We start from the raw sequence: 16,024 nt of genomic DNA, 5'->3' as shown, positions 1-16,024 counted from the left end.
AAGAACTGGAAGATACTTGCCACCGGCTTTCGAGGGCGCCTCGCCGAGCTTCCGAATGTCATCCGAATCGTCACCGCACTGGAGTTCTACCGACTTGGCTGGTAAGGGCTCTGAATAACGCTCACAGATATGAAAACCCGCGTGCCCAGCGAACTGGTTGACTCATCCCCTGATTCGGAGGTGAACATGCGATTTTCTCGCATTCTGACAGCGGTTTCCGCCATCGTGCTCACCGCACTCTGCGTGGGCGGCGTCGCCATGGCGGCGACCCCCGACACCACAACTCTCTCCGTCGGTCTTTCCCCTGCTACCGTCTCCGCCGGAGACACCTGAAGTTGGATGCAACGTGAATATTGCGACACGAGAAATACCACCCAATTGTCGATTCGGGGTCGTGGACGGCGTACCTTGGAAACACTGTGCGTGCGACCACATCGGTACTCATTCGTACACTCGGTTAGAATGTGAGGGCCGGTAAGCAACAGGAGCGAATGTCATGGCAGTCTGCGCCGGTGCGGAAGTCCATCGTGTTGCCGAAGTCATCATGGGTGGCACACTGTTGGTACTGCCGTAACGCGATAGCGCGACCACTGCCGGGTGGTCGGCGTTCGTTGCGGTTTTGTAGCGCGTCGTGCCGCACCGCGTGGCGTCGGGAACGAGCAGGTGTCGACGTGGCCTGCTCGGTGAGGATCGGTCGAATGCGCTGCACGGAGCGGGCGTCGGCGCATCTCCTGGTGCCCCGTCCGTCCGGGATGATGCTGCGGCATCCGGTCTGCGACACGTGCCGGCTGGCTGTGTGGGCGGTGTTGTCGCGGACGTCGCCGACGGTGGGGTGGGAGCCGATCCGCCATGTGGCCCGCTGGCCGCGGGGTGTGTGCGCATGCTGTGGTCACCAGCGGGAAGGCACTCGGTGGCGTCGCCCAGGGTGGGCGGCGTGCCCGCCCTGTCACGAGCGTGGTTGCGTCCCCACGGCCGGCCTGCGCCGCTGTGGCTACGGCGGCCCACCGCCGGCCGTTCCGCTGCCTGGGTGGCAGTAGCTGGGCCGAAGTTCTCGCTCGCACCGCGCATTCTTGCGGCGGGCGGTGCGCTACCTGATTCGGCTGGGGGTGCGTCAGTTTCTCGACCTCGGTTCGGGCATCCCGACCGCCGGCCATGTGCATCACACGGCGCACGCCGTCGACCCCGGCTGCCGCGTGGTCTACGTGGACAGCGACCCGGTGGCCGTCGACGACGGCCGGGCGTTGGTCGGTCAGGACGAGCGGGTGGCGATGCTGCAGGCCGACTTCCGCCAGGCCGACGACGTACTGAGCGCCCCGGACTGCCGGGCACTGCTGCATCCTGACCAGCCCACGGCGGTCCTGTTGATCGACTCACTGCCCTACGTGTCCGATGCCGACCACCCGGAACAGATCCTTACCACCTACCGGCGGATGCTGGGTCCGGGAAACTATCTGGCGTTGTCCCATGGCTGCCCGGACGACGAACTCGCCGCGGGCTTTGCTCGGTTCGAGCGCCTGTTCGGCATTCCCATCCCGCCGTTGGTGCTGCGCGACGCCGACCAGATCGCCGGCCTTCTCACCGCCTTCGAACTCCTGGAGCCGAACATCGTCACCGTGCCGCAGTGGCATCCGGACGGGGATCTCCACGCCCATCCGGAGAAATTTCCGGGCTTGGCCGCGCTGGCCCGCACCGGCTGATCCGGGCGGCGGATGAGATCATCGCTCGTGGGGTGTGGCTGCGGCAGCCGGGGTGGAACCGTTGACGGACCCACTCAAACTCGGTCCGTATCGTGAGCCGGTGGCAACGTCGGGCGGAGCCGGTTGCGGTTCGTCGAGCGAGAAGGCACGAGCAGGCGAACCGAGAACGGCCCCCAACTCCGGGCCGAGAAAGCGCCGCGCGAGCCTGGTGAACGGCTCAGCCGGTCCGGTGGCCAGGAACTCGTGCGCGGGTTCCGCCAAGGATCCCCGCAGCAGGTCCAACTCGGTCAGCACCCGGAAGACGTCTTTCGCGGTTTCCTCCGCGCTCGACACGAGCGTGACGCCGTCTCCCATGACGATCTGCAGCACCCCGGTGAGCAGCGGGTAATGCGTGCAGCCGAGGACCAGCGTGTCGACGTCGGCGCGCTGCAACGGCTCCAGGTAGCTCTGCGCGAGACCGAGCACCTGCCGGCCCGAGGTGTTGCCGCGCTCGACGAACTCGGCGAACCGCGGGCACGCGACGCTGGTGACCCGCACGTCCGGCGCGGCGGCGAAGGCGTCCTCGTAGGCCCGCGAGCGGATGGTGCCGAGCGTGCCGATCACCCCGATCCGCCCGTTGCGCGTGGTGGCCACCGCGCGGCGCACCGCGGGCACGATCACCTCGACCACCGGCACGTCGTAGCGCTCGCGGGCGTCCCGAAGGCACGCGGCCGACGCCGTGTTGCACGCGATGACCAGCAACTTCACCCCGTCCGCGACGAGTTGGTCGGTCACCGCGAGGGTGTGCCGCCGGGCTTCCGCGATGGGCAACGGGCCGTACGGACCGTGCGCGGTGTCACCCACGTAGCGCAGTTGCTCGCCGGGGAGCTGGTCGAGGATGGCGCGCGCGACCGTCAACCCGCCGACGCCGGAATCGAATACCCCGATGGGCGCGTCGGCTCGCGAACTCACGCGGCCGAGGTTACCGGGACGGCCCCAACATCGGGCCCGACGTCCCCCCGGACGGCAGTTGCGGCCGGCTCGCGCGGGCCGCCAGCCACGCGGCGAGCACCCCGGCGAGCGCGCCGAACAGATGCCCCTGCCAGGACACCATCGGGTTACCCGGGAGCACACCCCACAGCACGCCGCCCCAGAAGAACAGCAGCACGGCGGCCACCGCGATCTGCTTGATGCTGCGGTTGAACAACCCACGTACCAGCAGGAACGCCAACCACCCGAAGGCCAGGCCGGACGCGCCGACCGTGATGGAACCGGGACTCGCGGTCAGCCACACACCCAGCCCGCTGATCAACCAGATGGTCACCGTGACGGCGACCCACTGACCGATCCCGCCGGCCATCGCCAGGAAGCCGAACACCAGCACCGGCACGGTGTTCGCGGCGAGATGCCCCCAACCACCGTGCAGCAGCGGTGCCCACAGCACGCCGATCAGGCCGCTCGGGGTGCGGGGCTGGACGCCGTACCGCTCCAGCGTGTCGTGGAACCCGACGACGTTGGCCAACTCCACCGCGTACAGCGACGCGATGAACACGAGCATCACCATGGCGGCCAGCAGCGGGTGCGGCGGGATCACCCGGTTGGCCGGGCGGCGCGGCGCCGCGGGGACCGGAAAGGGCTGCACGTCTTCGAGGTTACGGGCGTGGCGCGACGTCCGGCTCAGGGAAAGTCCCCGACATCACCCCGAGCATCCGGTGAGCACGATGTGCACCGCGTGCGGGCCGGGCCACACCGTGATCGAATCGGTTCACCAGGCAGCCGAGCGACCGTGGGAGGTCACGTGATCGAGGTGGCGCTGCGCGCGCATGCCGAACTCGGCGAGGCCCCCACCTGGGACGTCCGCACCCGGACGCTGCTGTGGGTGGACATCCTCGGCAGCACGGTGCACCGGTTCGACCCGGCCCGCGGCGCCGACGCGGTGATCGAGCTACCGCAGCACGTCGGGGCGGCCAAGCCCAGGGCTGAGGCGGACGGGCTGGTGCTCAACCTGCGCGACGGCGTGGCGCTGCTGGACGCCGACGGCACCCGTCGCTGGCTCGCCTACTGGGCGAGGGAGGGGGTCCGCGGCAACGACGCGGCCGTGGACCCCGCCGGCCGGCTGTGGGCGGGCACCATGCGTGACGACAAGGCCACCGGCGGGGGCTGGCTGGTCCGGGTGGCACCCGACGGCCAGGCCACCGTGGTGCTGAACGACGTGACCATCAGCAACGGCATCGGGTGGAGCCCGAAGGCCGCGGTGATGTACTACGTCGACTCCCCCACCCGGCGCGTCGACGCCTTCGACTACGACCTGGACAGCGGCGAGGTGCACGGCCGCCGGCCGCTGTGCGCGGTCGAGGACACCGAGGGCGTGCCCGACGGGTTGTGCGTGGACGCCGACGGCGGCGTCTGGGTGGCGGTCAACGGTGGCGGCGCGGTGCGGCGGTACACGCCGACCGGCCAGCTGGACCGCGAGGTGACGCTCCCGGTCAGCCAGCCGTCGGCGTGCTGCTTCGGCGGCCCGGACCTGACCGACCTCTACGTCACCACCACGCGGGAGGGCATGACCGAACCGCAACTGGCGGCCGAGCCGCTGGCCGGCTCCCTGCTGGTACTGCCGGACGCCGGCGTCGGCCTGCCGACGACCTCGTTCGCCGGGTAGTAGACCGCCGTTCGCCGGGTGGCGGTCACGCCCAGAGCTGGCCGTCGATGCGCCGGGCCGCCTCCTCCAGCGTGCCGCCGTACGCGCCGGTGGACAGGTACTTCCAGCCGGCGTCGGCGACCACGAACACGACGTCCGCCGGCTCGCCCGCGCCGGCGGCCTTCTCCGCGACGGCCAGTGCCGCGTGCAGGCTGGCGCCGCTGGAGATGCCGGCGAAGATCCCCTCGGTCTCCAGCAGCTGCCGGGTGCGCCGCAGCGCGTCGTACGCGCCGACGGAGAACCGCCCGGTGAGCACGTCCGGGTCGTACAGCTCCGGCACGAACCCCTCGTCCAGGTTGCGCAGCCCGTACACCAGCTCGCCGTAGCGCGGCTCGGCGGCGATGATCTGCACGTCGGGCTTGTGTTCCCGCAGGTAGCGGCCCACCCCCACCAGGGTGCCGGTGGTGCCCAACCCGGCGACGAAGTGGGTGATCGTAGGCAGGTCCCGCAGGATCTCCGGCCCTGTGGCCCGGTAGTGCGCGTCCGCGTTCGCCGGGTTCCCGTACTGGTAGAGCATGATCCAGTCCGGGTGCTGGGCGGCCAGTTCCTTGGCCGTGGCCACGGCCTGGTTGGACCCACCCGCCGCCGGCGAGAAGATGATCTCCGCGCCGTACGCCTCGAGCAGTTGCCTGCGCTCGGCGGAGGTGTTCTCCGGCATCACGCAGACCAGCCGGTAGCCCTTCAGCTTCGCCGCCATGGCCAGCGAGATGCCGGTGTTCCCGGACGTCGGTTCGAGGATCGTGCAGCCGGGCCGCAGCGCGCCCTCCCGCTCGGCCGCCTCGATCATCGCCAACGCCGGCCGGTCCTTCACCGAACCCGTGGGGTTGCGGTCCTCCAACTTCGCCCACAGCCGGATGCCGTCCGCCGGCGACAGCCGAGGCAGCCCGACCAGCGGGGTGTCTCCCAGCGCGTCGAGCAACGAGTCGTACCGGGCCACGGGGGCCTCCTTGGATGGATGAACCGGGTTGTGCGGGCTACCGCATACCGCCGGCGACGGCCGGCAGGATCGTCACGTTGTCGCCGTCGGACACCTTGGCGTCCAGGCCGCCGGCGAAGCGGACGTCCTCGTCGTTGACGTACACGTTGACGAACCGGTGCAGCGAACCGTCCTTCACCAGCCGCGCCTTCAGGCCGGAGTGCCGGGACTCGAGGTCGTCGATCACCTCGGCAAGCGTGTTCCCGCTGGCCTCGACGGACTTCTCCCCACCGGTGTGGGTACGCAGGATGGTGGGGATGGACACGGTGACGGCCATTCTCGCAAACCTCCACTGTTGGCCAGGAGTCGAACTGCGGGCACGCGCCGACGCGGCGACACGGCTGGGGCGTGTCCGCCGCGGTCAGCGACAGTCGGGGATGTCGTCGGCGCCGGTGTGGGCGAACATGTAGGACTCGACCACCTCGACCGGCTCCTCCGTGACCACACCCTCCACGATGCGGTAGGAGCGCAGCTCGTGCTGCTCGGGGTCCCTGGTCGAGATGAGCACGTAGTGCGGGCTGGGCAGGAACATCGCGTAGTGGTCCGCGATGCCGACGTCGGTGCGCGACGGGTACGCCTCGGTGGCCGTGTGTGAGTGGTAGACGACCACGATCTCCTCGTCGGCGGCCTGGAGGTCCCGGTAGACACGTAGCCACTCGTCCTGGTCGAACTCGTAGAACGTGGGCGAGCGGGCCGCGTTGAGCATCGGGATGAACCGCTCCGGCCGGTCGGAGCCCTCGGGGCCGGCGATCAAGCCGCATGCCTCGTCCGGGTGGTCACGCCGAGCGTGCGCCACCATCGCGTCCACGAGGTCTTGGCGGATCACCAACACGGTCCCCATACTACGTGTCCACGGAAGCGTTTCCGACCTGTGAGAAACCGCACGCCACCGTCAGCCGAGCGCGCCGGGCCAGACGTCCCGGTAGGCGGGCAGCCCGGCCACGGAGTGGGCGGCGAGCACACCCCGCACCAGCGCGCGGGCGAACACGTCCGCCGCCGCCGCACACACCGCGTCCAGCGGCGCCGCCCGGCCGGCGCCGCCCAGCACGGCGTCGCCGCCGCCCAGTTCGGTGCGCCCAGTGGCCAGCGCGAACACCGTGTCCCCGTCGAACATCGAGTGCGCCGGGCGCAGCGCCCTGGCCAGCGCGTCCTGCGCGCACACCGCGACCCGCCGGCACTCCGCCTTGCTCAGCGCCGCGTCCACGGCGACCACACCGATCGTGGTGTTCAGCGGGCTGGCCACGGCCTCGGGCCAGTTTCCGGGCCGGCCGGGCACCCGGAGGCGGAACTCCCCGGCCAGCTCGGCGTCCGCCGCCCACGGCCGGCCAGTGCCGGGGTCCACCGCCTCGCCCAGCGCGTTGACGGCGGCGAGCGCGCCCACCGTGACGGCCCGCCCGCCGGCCTCGACGACCGCGCTGGCGGTGCCGAGACCGCCCTTCAGCGAGCCGACCCGGGCGCCGGTGCCCGCGCCGACGCAGCCCTCGTCCACCGCGGCGCCCTCGCCGGCCGCCCACGCCGCCTCACACGCGGCGTAGCCGAACGTCGCGTCCGGCCGGTTACCCCACGTGCTCCGCGGCAGGTCGAACAGCACGGCGGCGGGCACGATCGGCACCACCTCGTGCGGCTGCGTGCCCACCGGGAAGCCGATGGACCGCTCACCGAGCCAGCGCATCACCCCGTCCGCCGCGGCCAGGCCGTACGCGCTGCCACCGGATAGGCACACCGCGTGCACCTGCTGGACCAGGTTGGACGGTTCCAGCAGGTCGGTCTCGCGGGTGCCCGGCGCACCGCCGCGCTGGTCCACCGAGGCCACCGCGCCGCCCGGGACGAGCACCACCGAGGTGCCGGTCGCCCATCCGGCACCGATCCGCTGGTGCGCGCCGACCAGCACGCCCGCCACGTCGGTGATCGCGTTACGCGGACCGGGTGCCAGCGGGACGGTCAACCCATCACCGCCTGCACCAGGCTCTCCTGCACCCAGGTCAGCCAGTGGTAGACGCCCAGGTGGGCGGCGCGCGGATCCTCGTCCGGCAGCTCGTCCGGCATGTCCTCGGTGACCTCCAGCGCGGTGCCGAGCGCGAGGCGGACGTCGTTGAGCGCGGAGAGCCACGCCTGCGCCTGCTCGTCGTCCAGCACGATGCTGCCGCCGCGCGGCGGGCACGTCCGCAGCACCACGCCGGCCACCCCGGTCTTCATCTCCACCAGTTCGGGTTCGTGCAGCGAGCGCAGCGCGCGGGCGGAGTTCTCGTCCTCCGCGGTCGCGTCATCGTGGTCCAGCCGGTGGAAGTCGGGCAGCAGGCGGCCGAGGATCGGGTCATCCGGGGCGTTCGCTGGGCCGGTGCGGATGCCGGTGAGCTGGGCCAGCTCGTCCCGGGGTGCCTCCTCCGCCCGCGCCTGCAGCATGTCCTGCACCTGGCTGACCAGCCCGCGCACCACGGCCGCCTCCTGCCGGTCGAGCACCGTGACCAGGTGGCCGTTCTTCCGCGTCCAACCGTTCACACGCCCATCCCTGCCGTCTGCCGCCTCCGTGGGACGGTATGCGTCCGCGGGGTCACGAGTCACGCTGCATCGTCGCCCACAGGCCGGCCGCGTGCAGCTTCGCGACGTCGCCCTCGACCTTCTCCTTGGACCCGGAGGACACGACAGCCTTCCCCTTGTGGTGGACGTCCAGCATGAGCTGGGTGGCGCGCTCCTTGCTGTACCCGAACAGCTTCTGGAAGACGTACGTCACGTACGACATCAGGTTGACCGGGTCGTTCCAGACCACCGTCAGCCACGGCCGGTTCTCCTCGCCGATCTCCGCTCCCGACGGGTCAACCCGGGTCTGTTCAACCTCGGCGGGCGTGGTCATGGCTCCATGGTGGCACGGGACCCCAGCGGTGTCGGCACCCACAGCTACCACTCACCCCGTGGCGCGACCCCGCCTGTCCCCCGTCCTAGGCTCTTCGTTCATGACCGCTGCTGGCGCCGCGAGCACCGCGCTGCTCACCGACCACTACGAGTTGACCATGCTGGCCGCGGCGCTGCGGGACGGCACCGCGCGGCGGAACTGCGTGTTCGAGGTGTTCGCCCGGCGGCTGCCGCCCGGGCGGCGGTACGGCGTGGTCGGCGGGGTGGCCCGGCTGCTCGACGCGATCGAGATGTTCCGCTTCACCGAAGCCGACATCGAGCAGTTGGCCCGCGCGCACGTGGTCGACGACGACACCCTGTCCTGGCTGGCCGACTACCGGTTCTCCGGGGACGTCGACGGCTACCCGGAGGGCGAGCTGTACTTCCCCGGCTCGCCCATCCTCGCGGTGACCGGCAACTTCGCCGACGCGGTCGTGCTGGAGACGCTGGTGCTCTCGGTGCTCAACCACGACAGCGCGGTGGCCTCCGCGGCGGCCAGGATGGTCACGGCGGCGAACGGCCGGCGGATGATCGAGATGGGTTCGCGGCGGGCGCACGAGGAGGCGGCGGTGGCCGCCGCCCGCGCCGCCTACCTCGCCGGCTTCTCCGCCACCTCGAACCTGGAGGCCGGGCGCCGCTACGGCATCCCCACCGCCGGCACCTCGGCGCATTCCTTCACCCTGCTGCACGACACCGAGGTGGACGCGTTCCGCGCCCAGATCGCCGCGCTCGGCCCGCAGACGACGCTGCTGGTGGACACCTACGACATCACCGCGGGCGTGCGCAACGCGATCGAGGCGGCCGGCACGGAGCTGGGCGCGATCCGCATCGACTCCGGCGACCTCGGCGTGCTGGCCCGGCAGGCCCGCGAGCAGCTCGACGCGCTGGGTGCGCGGAACACCAAGATCGTGGTGTCCGGGGACCTGGACGAGCACGCCATCGCCGCGCTGCGCGCCGAGCCGGTGGACGCCTACGGCGTGGGCACCGCCGTGGTCACCGGGTCCGGGGCGCCCACCGCGAACATGGTCTACAAGCTGGTCGAGGTGGACGGCCGGCCGGTGGAGAAGCGCAGCGAGCACAAGGCGTCCCGGGGTGGCCGGAAGGCGGCGCTGCGCCGGCACAAGCCGACCGGCACCGCGCTGGAGGAGGTCGTCTACCGGTGCGGGCCCGGGCGGCCCCGGCCCGAACTCGGCGACCACGACCGCGAGCTGCAGATCCCTCTGGTGCGCGCTGGACAGCGGGTGGACGGGCTGCCCACGCTGGAGGACAGCCGGGAACGGCTGCGCAAGGCGCTGGTCAGCGTGCCGTGGGAAGGGCTCAAGCTGTCCTCCGGAGAGCCGGCGATCCCCACCGTCTTCGTCTGAGTTGGAGGTGCGGCGAATGAGCAGGGCACTGATCGTGGTGGACGTACAGAACGACTTCTGCGAGGGCGGGTCGCTGGCCGTCACCGGGGGTGGCGCGGTGGCCGCCGCCATCTCCGACCACATCGCCGGCTCCGGCTACGACCGGGTGGTGGCCACCCGCGACTACCACGTCGATCCCGGCGACCACTTCAGCGACCGGCCCGACTTCGTGCGGAACTGGCCGCCGCACTGCCTGGCCGGCACACCCGGCGCGTCGTTCCATCCCGACCTGGACGTCACCGGGTTGCAGGAGGTGTTCTCCAAGGGCGCGCACACCGCCGCCTACTCCGGGTTCGAGGGCGCCGACCGGCACGGCCGGCCGCTGGCGGAGTGGCTGCGCGCGCACGGCGTCGACGCGGTGGACCTGGTGGGCATCGCCACCGACCACTGCGTCCGGGCCACCGCCCTGGACGCGGTGCGGGAGGGCTTCGCCACCACCGTGCTGCTGGACCTCACCGCCGGCGTGGCCCCGGCGACCGTGGAGGCCGCGCTCACCGAGATGCGCGCCGCCGGCGTCGAACTCGTCGGCGCGCCGCGCTCCGGGTGATGCGAGGCGGCCCGTCCCGCTGCCCGGGGCGGGCCGCCGACCGCACGGGTCAGAACACCGGGGAGCAGGCGGCGGAGCCGACGACGACGTCGCCGGTCTGCGGGCCACCGTTGGGGAAGAGGATCACCCGCATCAGGTTCACCCCGATGCTGCCGTCACCGGGCTCGGGCAGCATCACCTCGTTGAAGATCACCCTGGCCAGCGGCGGCGCACCGGCGAACCGGCTGGGGATGGTGACCGTGTAGTTGGCCGGAATGGTCGACGGCACGGTGACGCCGGTCAGCCCGGACAGCCAGATGCTCTCCTCGGTGCCGCGCTCGGTGGCGTGGCAGGTGGCCTGGTAGCGCTCGATCCGGATGCGCGGCCCGCCGTAGTCGACCAGCGCGTCCAGCTGGAACCGGCTGCCCGTCGAGTCGACCTGGGCGGTGCGCGCGCCGAAGTCCCGGGAGCAGCGCGTGTTGCCGATGCCGTAGCGGGCGATGCCGGGAACCACGGTGCCCGGCGAGTAGGCGGTGTTCTGCCCGTTGACGTCACAGGACGCCAGCGGTCCGGTGGCGACGTGCTGGCCGGTGTAGTTGTAGACCACGTTCACCGCGCCCAGCGACGCCGCGCCGTCCTCGGTCACCGCCTGCGCGGACGCCGTCGCCATGAGCAGGCTGGCGGCCACCGCGATCCCCGTCACCACGGCTCTGCGCCACTTGGTGTTGATCATGCTGTGCCTTCCTCCCTGTGGTTCGGCGGGGCCGAGGTCGCCGGTCCGCCGTCGCAGGGATCATCGGGACGGCCCCACCGACCGGTAGCCGATGCCGGGCAGACCCACCCGAACGGGAGGCCGAACCGCCGCTTCGTGGGACATCGCACGGCCGAGGTCACCGGCGGTGGCGGGTGATCGGAACTGTCGGGCCCGTGCACTACCGTTCGGGCATGATCGACGAACGTGCCCCGCTGCCCGCCAGCGCCGCCCGGGTGGCGGAGGATCACCTGCGCCGGTTGGACGCGCTGGTTCCCGGCCTGGTCACCGGGATGCACGTGGTCGGCTCCGCCGCGCTGGGCGACTACCACGACGGCGTCTCCGACCTCGACGTGGTGGCGGAGCTGTCCCGGGAGCCGGGCGACGACGAGTTGGCCGCGCTGGCCGAGGCGCACACCGGGTCGGGCTTCCAGGTGCAGGCCAGCTACGTCCGGGAGGGTGAGCTGGACGGCCCGCCCGAGCAGGTCGCCGACGGTCCGTGGGCCAACGAGGGCAGGCTGCGCGCCGGCGAACGGTCCGCCGAGCTGAACCCGGTCACCTGGCTGGTCCTGGCCCGGCACGCGATCAGCGTGCGCGGCCGGAAGCCGAGGACGCCGATGGACGTGCCGGCCGCGCGGGAGTTCTGCCGGCAGAACCTGGCCTCCTACTGGGCGCCGCTGCTCGACCAGTCGGCCGTGCTGCTGTCCGGGCGGGAGCGGGGCTCGCCGGTGCTGCCCGACCCGGTGCTGTGGATCGCGCTGGGTCCGGCGCGGCCGTGGCACACCGTCCGCACCGGCGAGGTGATCAGCAAGACCCGGGCCGGCGAGGTGGCCGCCGAGCACTGGACGGACCTGGCCGAGCCGCTGGCCGCCATGGTGGAGGCGCGGGCCGGCAAGCCGGTCCGGCTGACCGTGGAGCACGGCGAGGCCGCGCTGGAACTGGGCCGCCGGATACTGGCGGATGTCCGTACCTGCTCCTGAACGCGCGCCCACCGGGCTCCGCCCGAACTCGTCGTACCCGCCGGGTACCGTCGGTGCGTGCCCGAATCGCCAGCGGAGCTGCCCGACGTCCGTACCCTGCTCGCCGCCGCCGTCGGGGCCGTGGGCGGAACGGAGCGGCCCGGCCAGGTGCGGATGGCCGAGGCGGTGGAGCACGCCATCCGCACCGGTGAGCACCTGGCCGTGCAGGCCGGCACGGGCACCGGGAAGTCGCTGGCCTACCTGGTGCCCGCGATACGCCATGCGGTGGCCGACGACGCCACGGTGGTGGTCTCCACGGCCACCATCGCGCTCCAGCGCCAACTGGTGGACCGGGACCTGCCCCGGCTGGCCGAGGCACTGGCCAAGCCGCTGGGGCGCAGGCCGACGTTCGCCATCCTCAAGGGCCGGCGCAACTACCTGTGCATGCACCGGGTGCACTCCGGGGCGCCCGAGGAGCCGGACGACACCGCGCTGTTCGACCCGTTCGCCGCGTCCGCGCTGGGCCGGCAGGTCCGCCGGTTGCACGAGTGGTCCTCGGAGACCGTGACCGGGGACCGCGACGAGCTGGTGCCCGGGGTGTCCGACCAGGCGTGGCGGCAGGTGTCGGTGACCGCCAAGGAGTGCCTGGGCGTCTCCCGCTGCCCGATCGGCATGGACTGCTTCGCCGAGCGGGCCAGGGCCGAGGCCGGCCGCGCCGACGTGGTGGTGACCAACCACGCGCTGCTGGCCATCGACGCCCTGGAGGGTTACCAGGTGCTGCCCGAGCACGACGTGGTGGTCGTGGACGAGGCGCACGACCTGGTCGACCGGGTCACCTCGGTGGCCACCGCGGAGCTGTCCAGCCCGGGCGTGGCGAACGCCGCACGGCGCTGCGGCCGGCTGATCGACCAGAGCACCGCGGACGGCCTGGCCGAGGCCGGCGACGGGCTCGCCCTGGTGCTGGAGGATCTGCCGCCCGGCCGGCTGGACCGGCTGCCCGAGCCGATGGGCGCGGCACTGGCCGCGGTGCGCAACGCCGCGCACGCCTGCATCACCGCGCTCGGCCCGGAACGCCGGGAGGACGTCGAGGGCACCACGGCCCGCCGGCTGGCCATGGCCGCCCTGCAGGACGTGCACGACACGGCGGTGCGGCTGGTGGAGGCGTTCGAGCCGGACGAGGCCGACCGCAGGGACGTGGTGTGGCTGGCCGCCGACCGGGACGGCAGCCGGCCGACGTTGCGGGTGGCCCCGATCGGGGTGGGCGGGCTGCTCCGGGAGCGGCTGTTCGGCGCCCGCACCGTGGTGCTCACCTCGGCGACCCTGGCGCTCGGCGGCACGTTCGACACCCTGGCCAGGCAGTGGGGGCTGCCGCCCTCGCAGCCGAGGGCGCACAAGGCCGAGGGCACCGCGACGGACAAGGCGCCGCCGTCCGATCAGGATGGTCCGAAGTGGACCGGGCTGGACGTGGGCTCACCGTTCCAGCACGCCCGCAGCGGCATTCTCTACGTGGCCAGGCACCTGCCGCCGCCGGGCCGGGACGGCCTGCCACCGTCCTACCTGGACGAATTGGCAGGGCTGGTCAACGCGGCGGGCGGGCGCACCCTCGGGCTGTTCTCCTCGATGCGCGCGGCCAAGGAGGCCACCGAGGCGCTGCGCACCCGGATCGAGCACCGGGTGCTCTGCCAGGGCGACGACGCCACCGCGCTGCTGGTCCGGGAGTTCGCCGAGGACGAGCGGAGCTGCCTGTTCGGCACGCTGTCACTGTGGCAGGGCGTGGACGTGCCCGGCCCGTCGCTGTCCCTGGTGGTGATCGACCGGCTGCCGTTCCCCCGGCCCGACGACCCGCTGGCCTCGGCCCGGCAGCGCGCGGTGGCCGCCCGGGGCGGCAACGGGTTCCTCACCGTGGCCGCCACGCACGCCGCGCTCCTGCTCGCCCAGGGCGCCGGCCGGCTGCTGCGGTCCAGCGCCGATCGGGGCGTGGTCGCGGTGCTCGACCCCCGGCTGGCCACCGCCCGCTACGGCGGGTTCCTGCGCGCCTCGCTGCCGCCGTTCTGGGCGACCACCGACCGGGAGGTGGTCCGGGCCGCACTGCACCGGCTGGACGCCGCCTCGCCGGTCAACCAGGCCACTGCGCCAGCACCGTGACCGTGCCGGGGGCGACCTCGGTGAACCCGGCGTCGCGCACGGCCACCACCCGGCGGTCCCGCCAGGCGCCAGCCGGGTCGTCGCCGGGGTGCCGGCCGGCCCACGCCCGCGGCGTGGCGGTCCGCACCGCACAGCGGTAACCGGCCCTCCCCCACGCCTCGATCGCGGCGTCTTCGCCACCCGCGTGCAGGGCCGCGGCGAGCAGCATGGTGGCATGGCCCACCTGGGCGGCGGCCTTGCCCACGGTCATCGGCACGTGCGGGTTCAGCCACAGCACCGGCAGGACGGCGGGCACCGGGCCGGGTTCGTCGGGCGGCAGATCGCTGCCGCCGATCTGTAGCCGGGACACCTCACGCGGCGCCTCGACCACCCGTCCGGGCAGCAGCGCCCGCGCCTGCGCCCCGGGCACCTCGACGGTAATCCCGGGCAACGACTGCACCGCCGCCCAGTGCGCGCCGCGGGCCCGGCGGGCCACCTTGCGGATCCGCCCGCCGACCCAGGCGGCCACCGCGTCGTGCCACTCCCCGCCCGGCGCGGACCTCGGGTCCAGGCAGACCGCGAGCGCGGCCGCGGCGGCCGCCTCCAGCAGCGGCGTGCGGGACGGCGGGTCGGTGCGTTCCAGCCGCAGCACCACCGGCATGGCCCGCACCTGCTCGGGGTTCTCGTCACTCGTGTCGGCGACGGCTGTGGCGGAGCGGGCCAGCCAGGAGACGTAGCGCGACGCCAGCGGGTGCAGCACCGCGGCGGTGGTCACGGCCGGACGAGCTCCAACCCGTCCGCCGCGTCGGCCGCCTCGACCTCGGCGCGGGTCACGCCGAGCACGAACAGCACCGCGTCCAGGAACGGGTGGGTCAGCGCGGTGTCGGCCACCTCGCGCAGCGCCGGCTTGGCGTTGAACGCGATGCCGAGCCCGGCGGCGGCCAGCATGTCGATGTCGTTGGCGCCGTCGCCGACCGCGACACACTGCCCGATCGGCACCCCGGACTCGGTGGCGAACCGGCGCAGCGCGACCGCCTTACCGGCCCGATCGATGATGTCGCCCACCACCCGGCCGGTGATCTTGCCGTCGACCACCTCGATCTCGTTGGCCGCGCAGAAGTCCAGTCGCAGCTCGTCGACCAGGCGCTGGATGATCCGGGTGAACCCGCCGGAGACCACCCCGCAGCGGAAGCCGAGTCGCCGGAGGGTGCGGATCGTGGTCCGCGCGCCGGGGGTGAGCCGCATCTCGGCGGCCACGTCGTCGAGCACCGACTCGGGCAGGCCCTCGAGCAGCGCCACCCGCCGCCGCAGCGACTCGGCGAAGTCCAGCTCACCGCGCATGGCCGCGTCGGTGACCTTCTTCACCTCGTCCTGGCAACCGGCGCGAGCGGCGAGCATCTCGATCACCTCGCCCTGCACCAGGGTGGAGTCCACGTCGAAGACGATCAGCCGCTTGGCCCTTCGGGCCAGCCCGGCCCGCTCCACCGCGATGTCCAACTCCACCCGGGAGGCCACCTCGGCCAGCGCCGAGCGCAGTGCGCCGTCCGAGTCCACGGTGTCCTCGGCGACCGAGACCCGCAGTTCCAGCCCGGTGACCGGGTAGTCGGCCACCCGCCGGATCGCGTCGATGTTCACGCCGAGCGCGGCCAGCCGCCGGGCCACCTCGGTGAACGCCCGCGCGGTGACCGGCCGGCCGAGCACCACGATGACGTGGCTGGACTCCATCCGGGACGGGATCCGCGAGTCGGCGCCGACCTCGACGTCGACGTGCATGGCGACGCTGTCCATCGCCTGCTCGACGGCCTCCTGCAGGCCCTCCGCGTCGTCCTCGGTGGACACCAGCACGCCGAGCACCAGGCGGCCGCGGATGACCACCTGCTCCACGTCGAGGATGGCCACGCCGTGCCGGCTGAGCACCGCGAACAGCACGGACGACACACCCGGCTTGTCCGGGCCGGTCACGGTGATCAGAACCGGCGTGGCGGTGGTACTGGTCACGGCTCTCCCGTCACCCGTCGGTCA

General features: G+C 72.7%; 17 protein-coding genes and 1 pseudogene. 7 read left to right on the top strand and 11 right to left on the bottom strand.

Going from position 1 to position 16,024, the window contains the following annotated elements; all coding sequences use genetic code 11:
* Positions 1-141 precede the first annotated feature (141 nt).
* Together FFT21_RS24520 and FFT21_RS24515 are read left to right on the top strand one after the other, a co-directional pair.
* Entirely contained in the window at positions 142-333 is a 192-nt protein-coding gene (locus FFT21_RS24520; RefSeq protein ID WP_137816296.1) for a hypothetical protein, read from the top strand.
* 704 nt (positions 334-1,037) lie between these two features.
* Positions 1,038-1,697, top strand: a complete 660-nt coding sequence (locus FFT21_RS24515; RefSeq protein WP_137816295.1) for an SAM-dependent methyltransferase — start codon at positions 1,038-1,040, stop codon at positions 1,695-1,697.
* A 168-nt stretch (positions 1,698-1,865) separates the two neighbouring features.
* On the opposite strand, the pseudogene murI reads toward FFT21_RS24515, so the two are convergent.
* Positions 1,866-2,648, bottom strand: a pseudogene (gene murI / locus FFT21_RS24510) (glutamate racemase); the annotation flags it as partial.
* A gap of 10 nt (positions 2,649-2,658) precedes the next feature.
* Positions 2,659-3,318 (bottom strand): rhomboid family intramembrane serine protease, encoded by a 660-nt coding sequence (locus FFT21_RS24505; protein ID WP_371856856.1) that lies wholly within the window; start codon positions 3,316-3,318, stop codon positions 2,659-2,661.
* 156 nt (positions 3,319-3,474) lie between these two features.
* On the opposite strand from FFT21_RS24505, the gene FFT21_RS24500 reads away from it, so the two are divergent.
* Positions 3,475-4,335 (top strand): SMP-30/gluconolactonase/LRE family protein, encoded by an 861-nt coding sequence (locus FFT21_RS24500; protein WP_225978716.1) that lies wholly within the window; start codon positions 3,475-3,477, stop codon positions 4,333-4,335.
* A gap of 25 nt (positions 4,336-4,360) precedes the next feature.
* Here FFT21_RS24500 and FFT21_RS24495 read toward each other — a convergent pair whose 3' ends face one another.
* From FFT21_RS24495 to clpS, 6 genes are all read right to left on the bottom strand, one after another.
* The gene (locus FFT21_RS24495) at positions 4,361-5,311 is read right to left on the bottom strand and encodes a PLP-dependent cysteine synthase family protein (protein WP_137816292.1); all 951 of its coding nucleotides are present in this window, start codon (positions 5,309-5,311) and stop codon (positions 4,361-4,363) included.
* 37 nt (positions 5,312-5,348) lie between these two features.
* Positions 5,349-5,627, bottom strand: a complete 279-nt coding sequence (locus FFT21_RS24490) for a MoaD/ThiS family protein (RefSeq protein WP_137816291.1) — start codon at positions 5,625-5,627, stop codon at positions 5,349-5,351.
* Positions 5,628-5,711: 84 nt separating this feature from the next.
* The gene (locus FFT21_RS24485) at positions 5,712-6,182 is read right to left on the bottom strand and encodes a M67 family metallopeptidase (RefSeq protein WP_307722958.1); all 471 of its coding nucleotides are present in this window, start codon (positions 6,180-6,182) and stop codon (positions 5,712-5,714) included.
* A 60-nt stretch (positions 6,183-6,242) separates the two neighbouring features.
* Positions 6,243-7,295, bottom strand: a complete 1,053-nt coding sequence (locus FFT21_RS24480) for a P1 family peptidase (RefSeq protein WP_225978715.1) — start codon at positions 7,293-7,295, stop codon at positions 6,243-6,245.
* Complete coding sequence (locus FFT21_RS24475; protein WP_137816289.1) at positions 7,292-7,849, bottom strand: DUF2017 domain-containing protein; 558 nt, start codon at positions 7,847-7,849, stop codon at positions 7,292-7,294. Before FFT21_RS24475 ends, FFT21_RS24480 begins: the two co-directional genes overlap by 4 nt.
* Positions 7,850-7,901: 52 nt before the next feature.
* On the bottom strand, positions 7,902-8,201 hold the full coding sequence (gene clpS, locus FFT21_RS24470) for an ATP-dependent Clp protease adapter ClpS (protein ID WP_137816288.1): 300 nt from the start codon (positions 8,199-8,201) through the stop codon (positions 7,902-7,904).
* A 100-nt stretch (positions 8,202-8,301) separates the two neighbouring features.
* On the opposite strand from clpS, the gene FFT21_RS24465 reads away from it, so the two are divergent.
* Together FFT21_RS24465 and FFT21_RS24460 are read left to right on the top strand one after the other, a co-directional pair.
* Positions 8,302-9,603 carry a nicotinate phosphoribosyltransferase gene (locus tag FFT21_RS24465; protein ID WP_137816287.1) on the top strand — a complete coding sequence of 434 codons (1,302 nt, stop codon included), beginning with the start codon at positions 8,302-8,304 and terminating at the stop codon, positions 9,601-9,603.
* Positions 9,604-9,619: 16 nt separating this feature from the next.
* The gene (locus tag FFT21_RS24460) at positions 9,620-10,189 is read left to right on the top strand and encodes a nicotinamidase (protein ID WP_137816286.1); all 570 of its coding nucleotides are present in this window, start codon (positions 9,620-9,622) and stop codon (positions 10,187-10,189) included.
* Positions 10,190-10,238: 49 nt separating this feature from the next.
* On the opposite strand, the gene FFT21_RS24455 is transcribed toward FFT21_RS24460, so the two are convergent.
* Positions 10,239-10,901, bottom strand: a complete 663-nt coding sequence (locus FFT21_RS24455; RefSeq protein ID WP_137816285.1) for a choice-of-anchor P family protein — start codon at positions 10,899-10,901, stop codon at positions 10,239-10,241.
* Between the two features lie 212 nt (positions 10,902-11,113).
* On the opposite strand from FFT21_RS24455, the gene FFT21_RS24450 reads away from it, so the two are divergent.
* A complete protein-coding gene (locus FFT21_RS24450) occupies positions 11,114-11,899 on the top strand; it encodes a nucleotidyltransferase domain-containing protein (RefSeq protein ID WP_137816284.1) in 786 nt (261 codons plus the stop codon).
* A gap of 57 nt (positions 11,900-11,956) precedes the next feature.
* Complete coding sequence (locus FFT21_RS24445; protein WP_307722957.1) at positions 11,957-14,023, top strand: ATP-dependent DNA helicase; 2,067 nt, start codon at positions 11,957-11,959, stop codon at positions 14,021-14,023.
* Here the strand turns inward: FFT21_RS24445 and FFT21_RS24440 are convergent.
* Positions 13,995-14,777, bottom strand: coding sequence for an aminoacyl-tRNA hydrolase (locus FFT21_RS24440; protein ID WP_137816283.1), 783 nt, complete (start codon positions 14,775-14,777; stop codon positions 13,995-13,997). The genes FFT21_RS24445 and FFT21_RS24440 overlap by 29 nt on opposite strands.
* Positions 14,774-16,000, bottom strand: a complete 1,227-nt coding sequence (gene serB / locus FFT21_RS24435) for a phosphoserine phosphatase SerB (RefSeq protein WP_137816282.1) — start codon at positions 15,998-16,000, stop codon at positions 14,774-14,776. Before serB ends, FFT21_RS24440 begins: the two co-directional genes overlap by 4 nt.
* Positions 16,001-16,024: the final 24 nt, after the last annotated feature.

The organism is Gandjariella thermophila (assembly GCF_005405885.1).
In the GTDB taxonomy this organism is placed as follows: domain Bacteria; phylum Actinomycetota; class Actinomycetes; order Mycobacteriales; family Pseudonocardiaceae; genus Gandjariella; species Gandjariella thermophila.
This window is presented reverse-complemented; position numbering and strand designations above follow the sequence as displayed.

Excerpts from the sequence above, each read along its gene's own strand:
- FFT21_RS24490 (WP_137816291.1), bottom strand. The coding sequence starts at position 5,627 with ATGGCCGTCACCGTGTCCATCCCCACCATCCTGCGTACCCACACCGGT.
- clpS (WP_137816288.1), bottom strand. The coding sequence starts at position 8,201 with ATGACCACGCCCGCCGAGGTTGAACAGACCCGGGTTGACCCGTCGGGA.
- FFT21_RS24465 (WP_137816287.1), top strand. The coding sequence starts at position 8,302 with ATGACCGCTGCTGGCGCCGCGAGCACCGCGCTGCTCACCGACCACTAC.
- FFT21_RS24460 (WP_137816286.1), top strand. The coding sequence starts at position 9,620 with ATGAGCAGGGCACTGATCGTGGTGGACGTACAGAACGACTTCTGCGAG.
- FFT21_RS24455 (WP_137816285.1), bottom strand. The coding sequence starts at position 10,901 with ATGATCAACACCAAGTGGCGCAGAGCCGTGGTGACGGGGATCGCGGTG.
- FFT21_RS24450 (WP_137816284.1), top strand. The coding sequence starts at position 11,114 with ATGATCGACGAACGTGCCCCGCTGCCCGCCAGCGCCGCCCGGGTGGCG.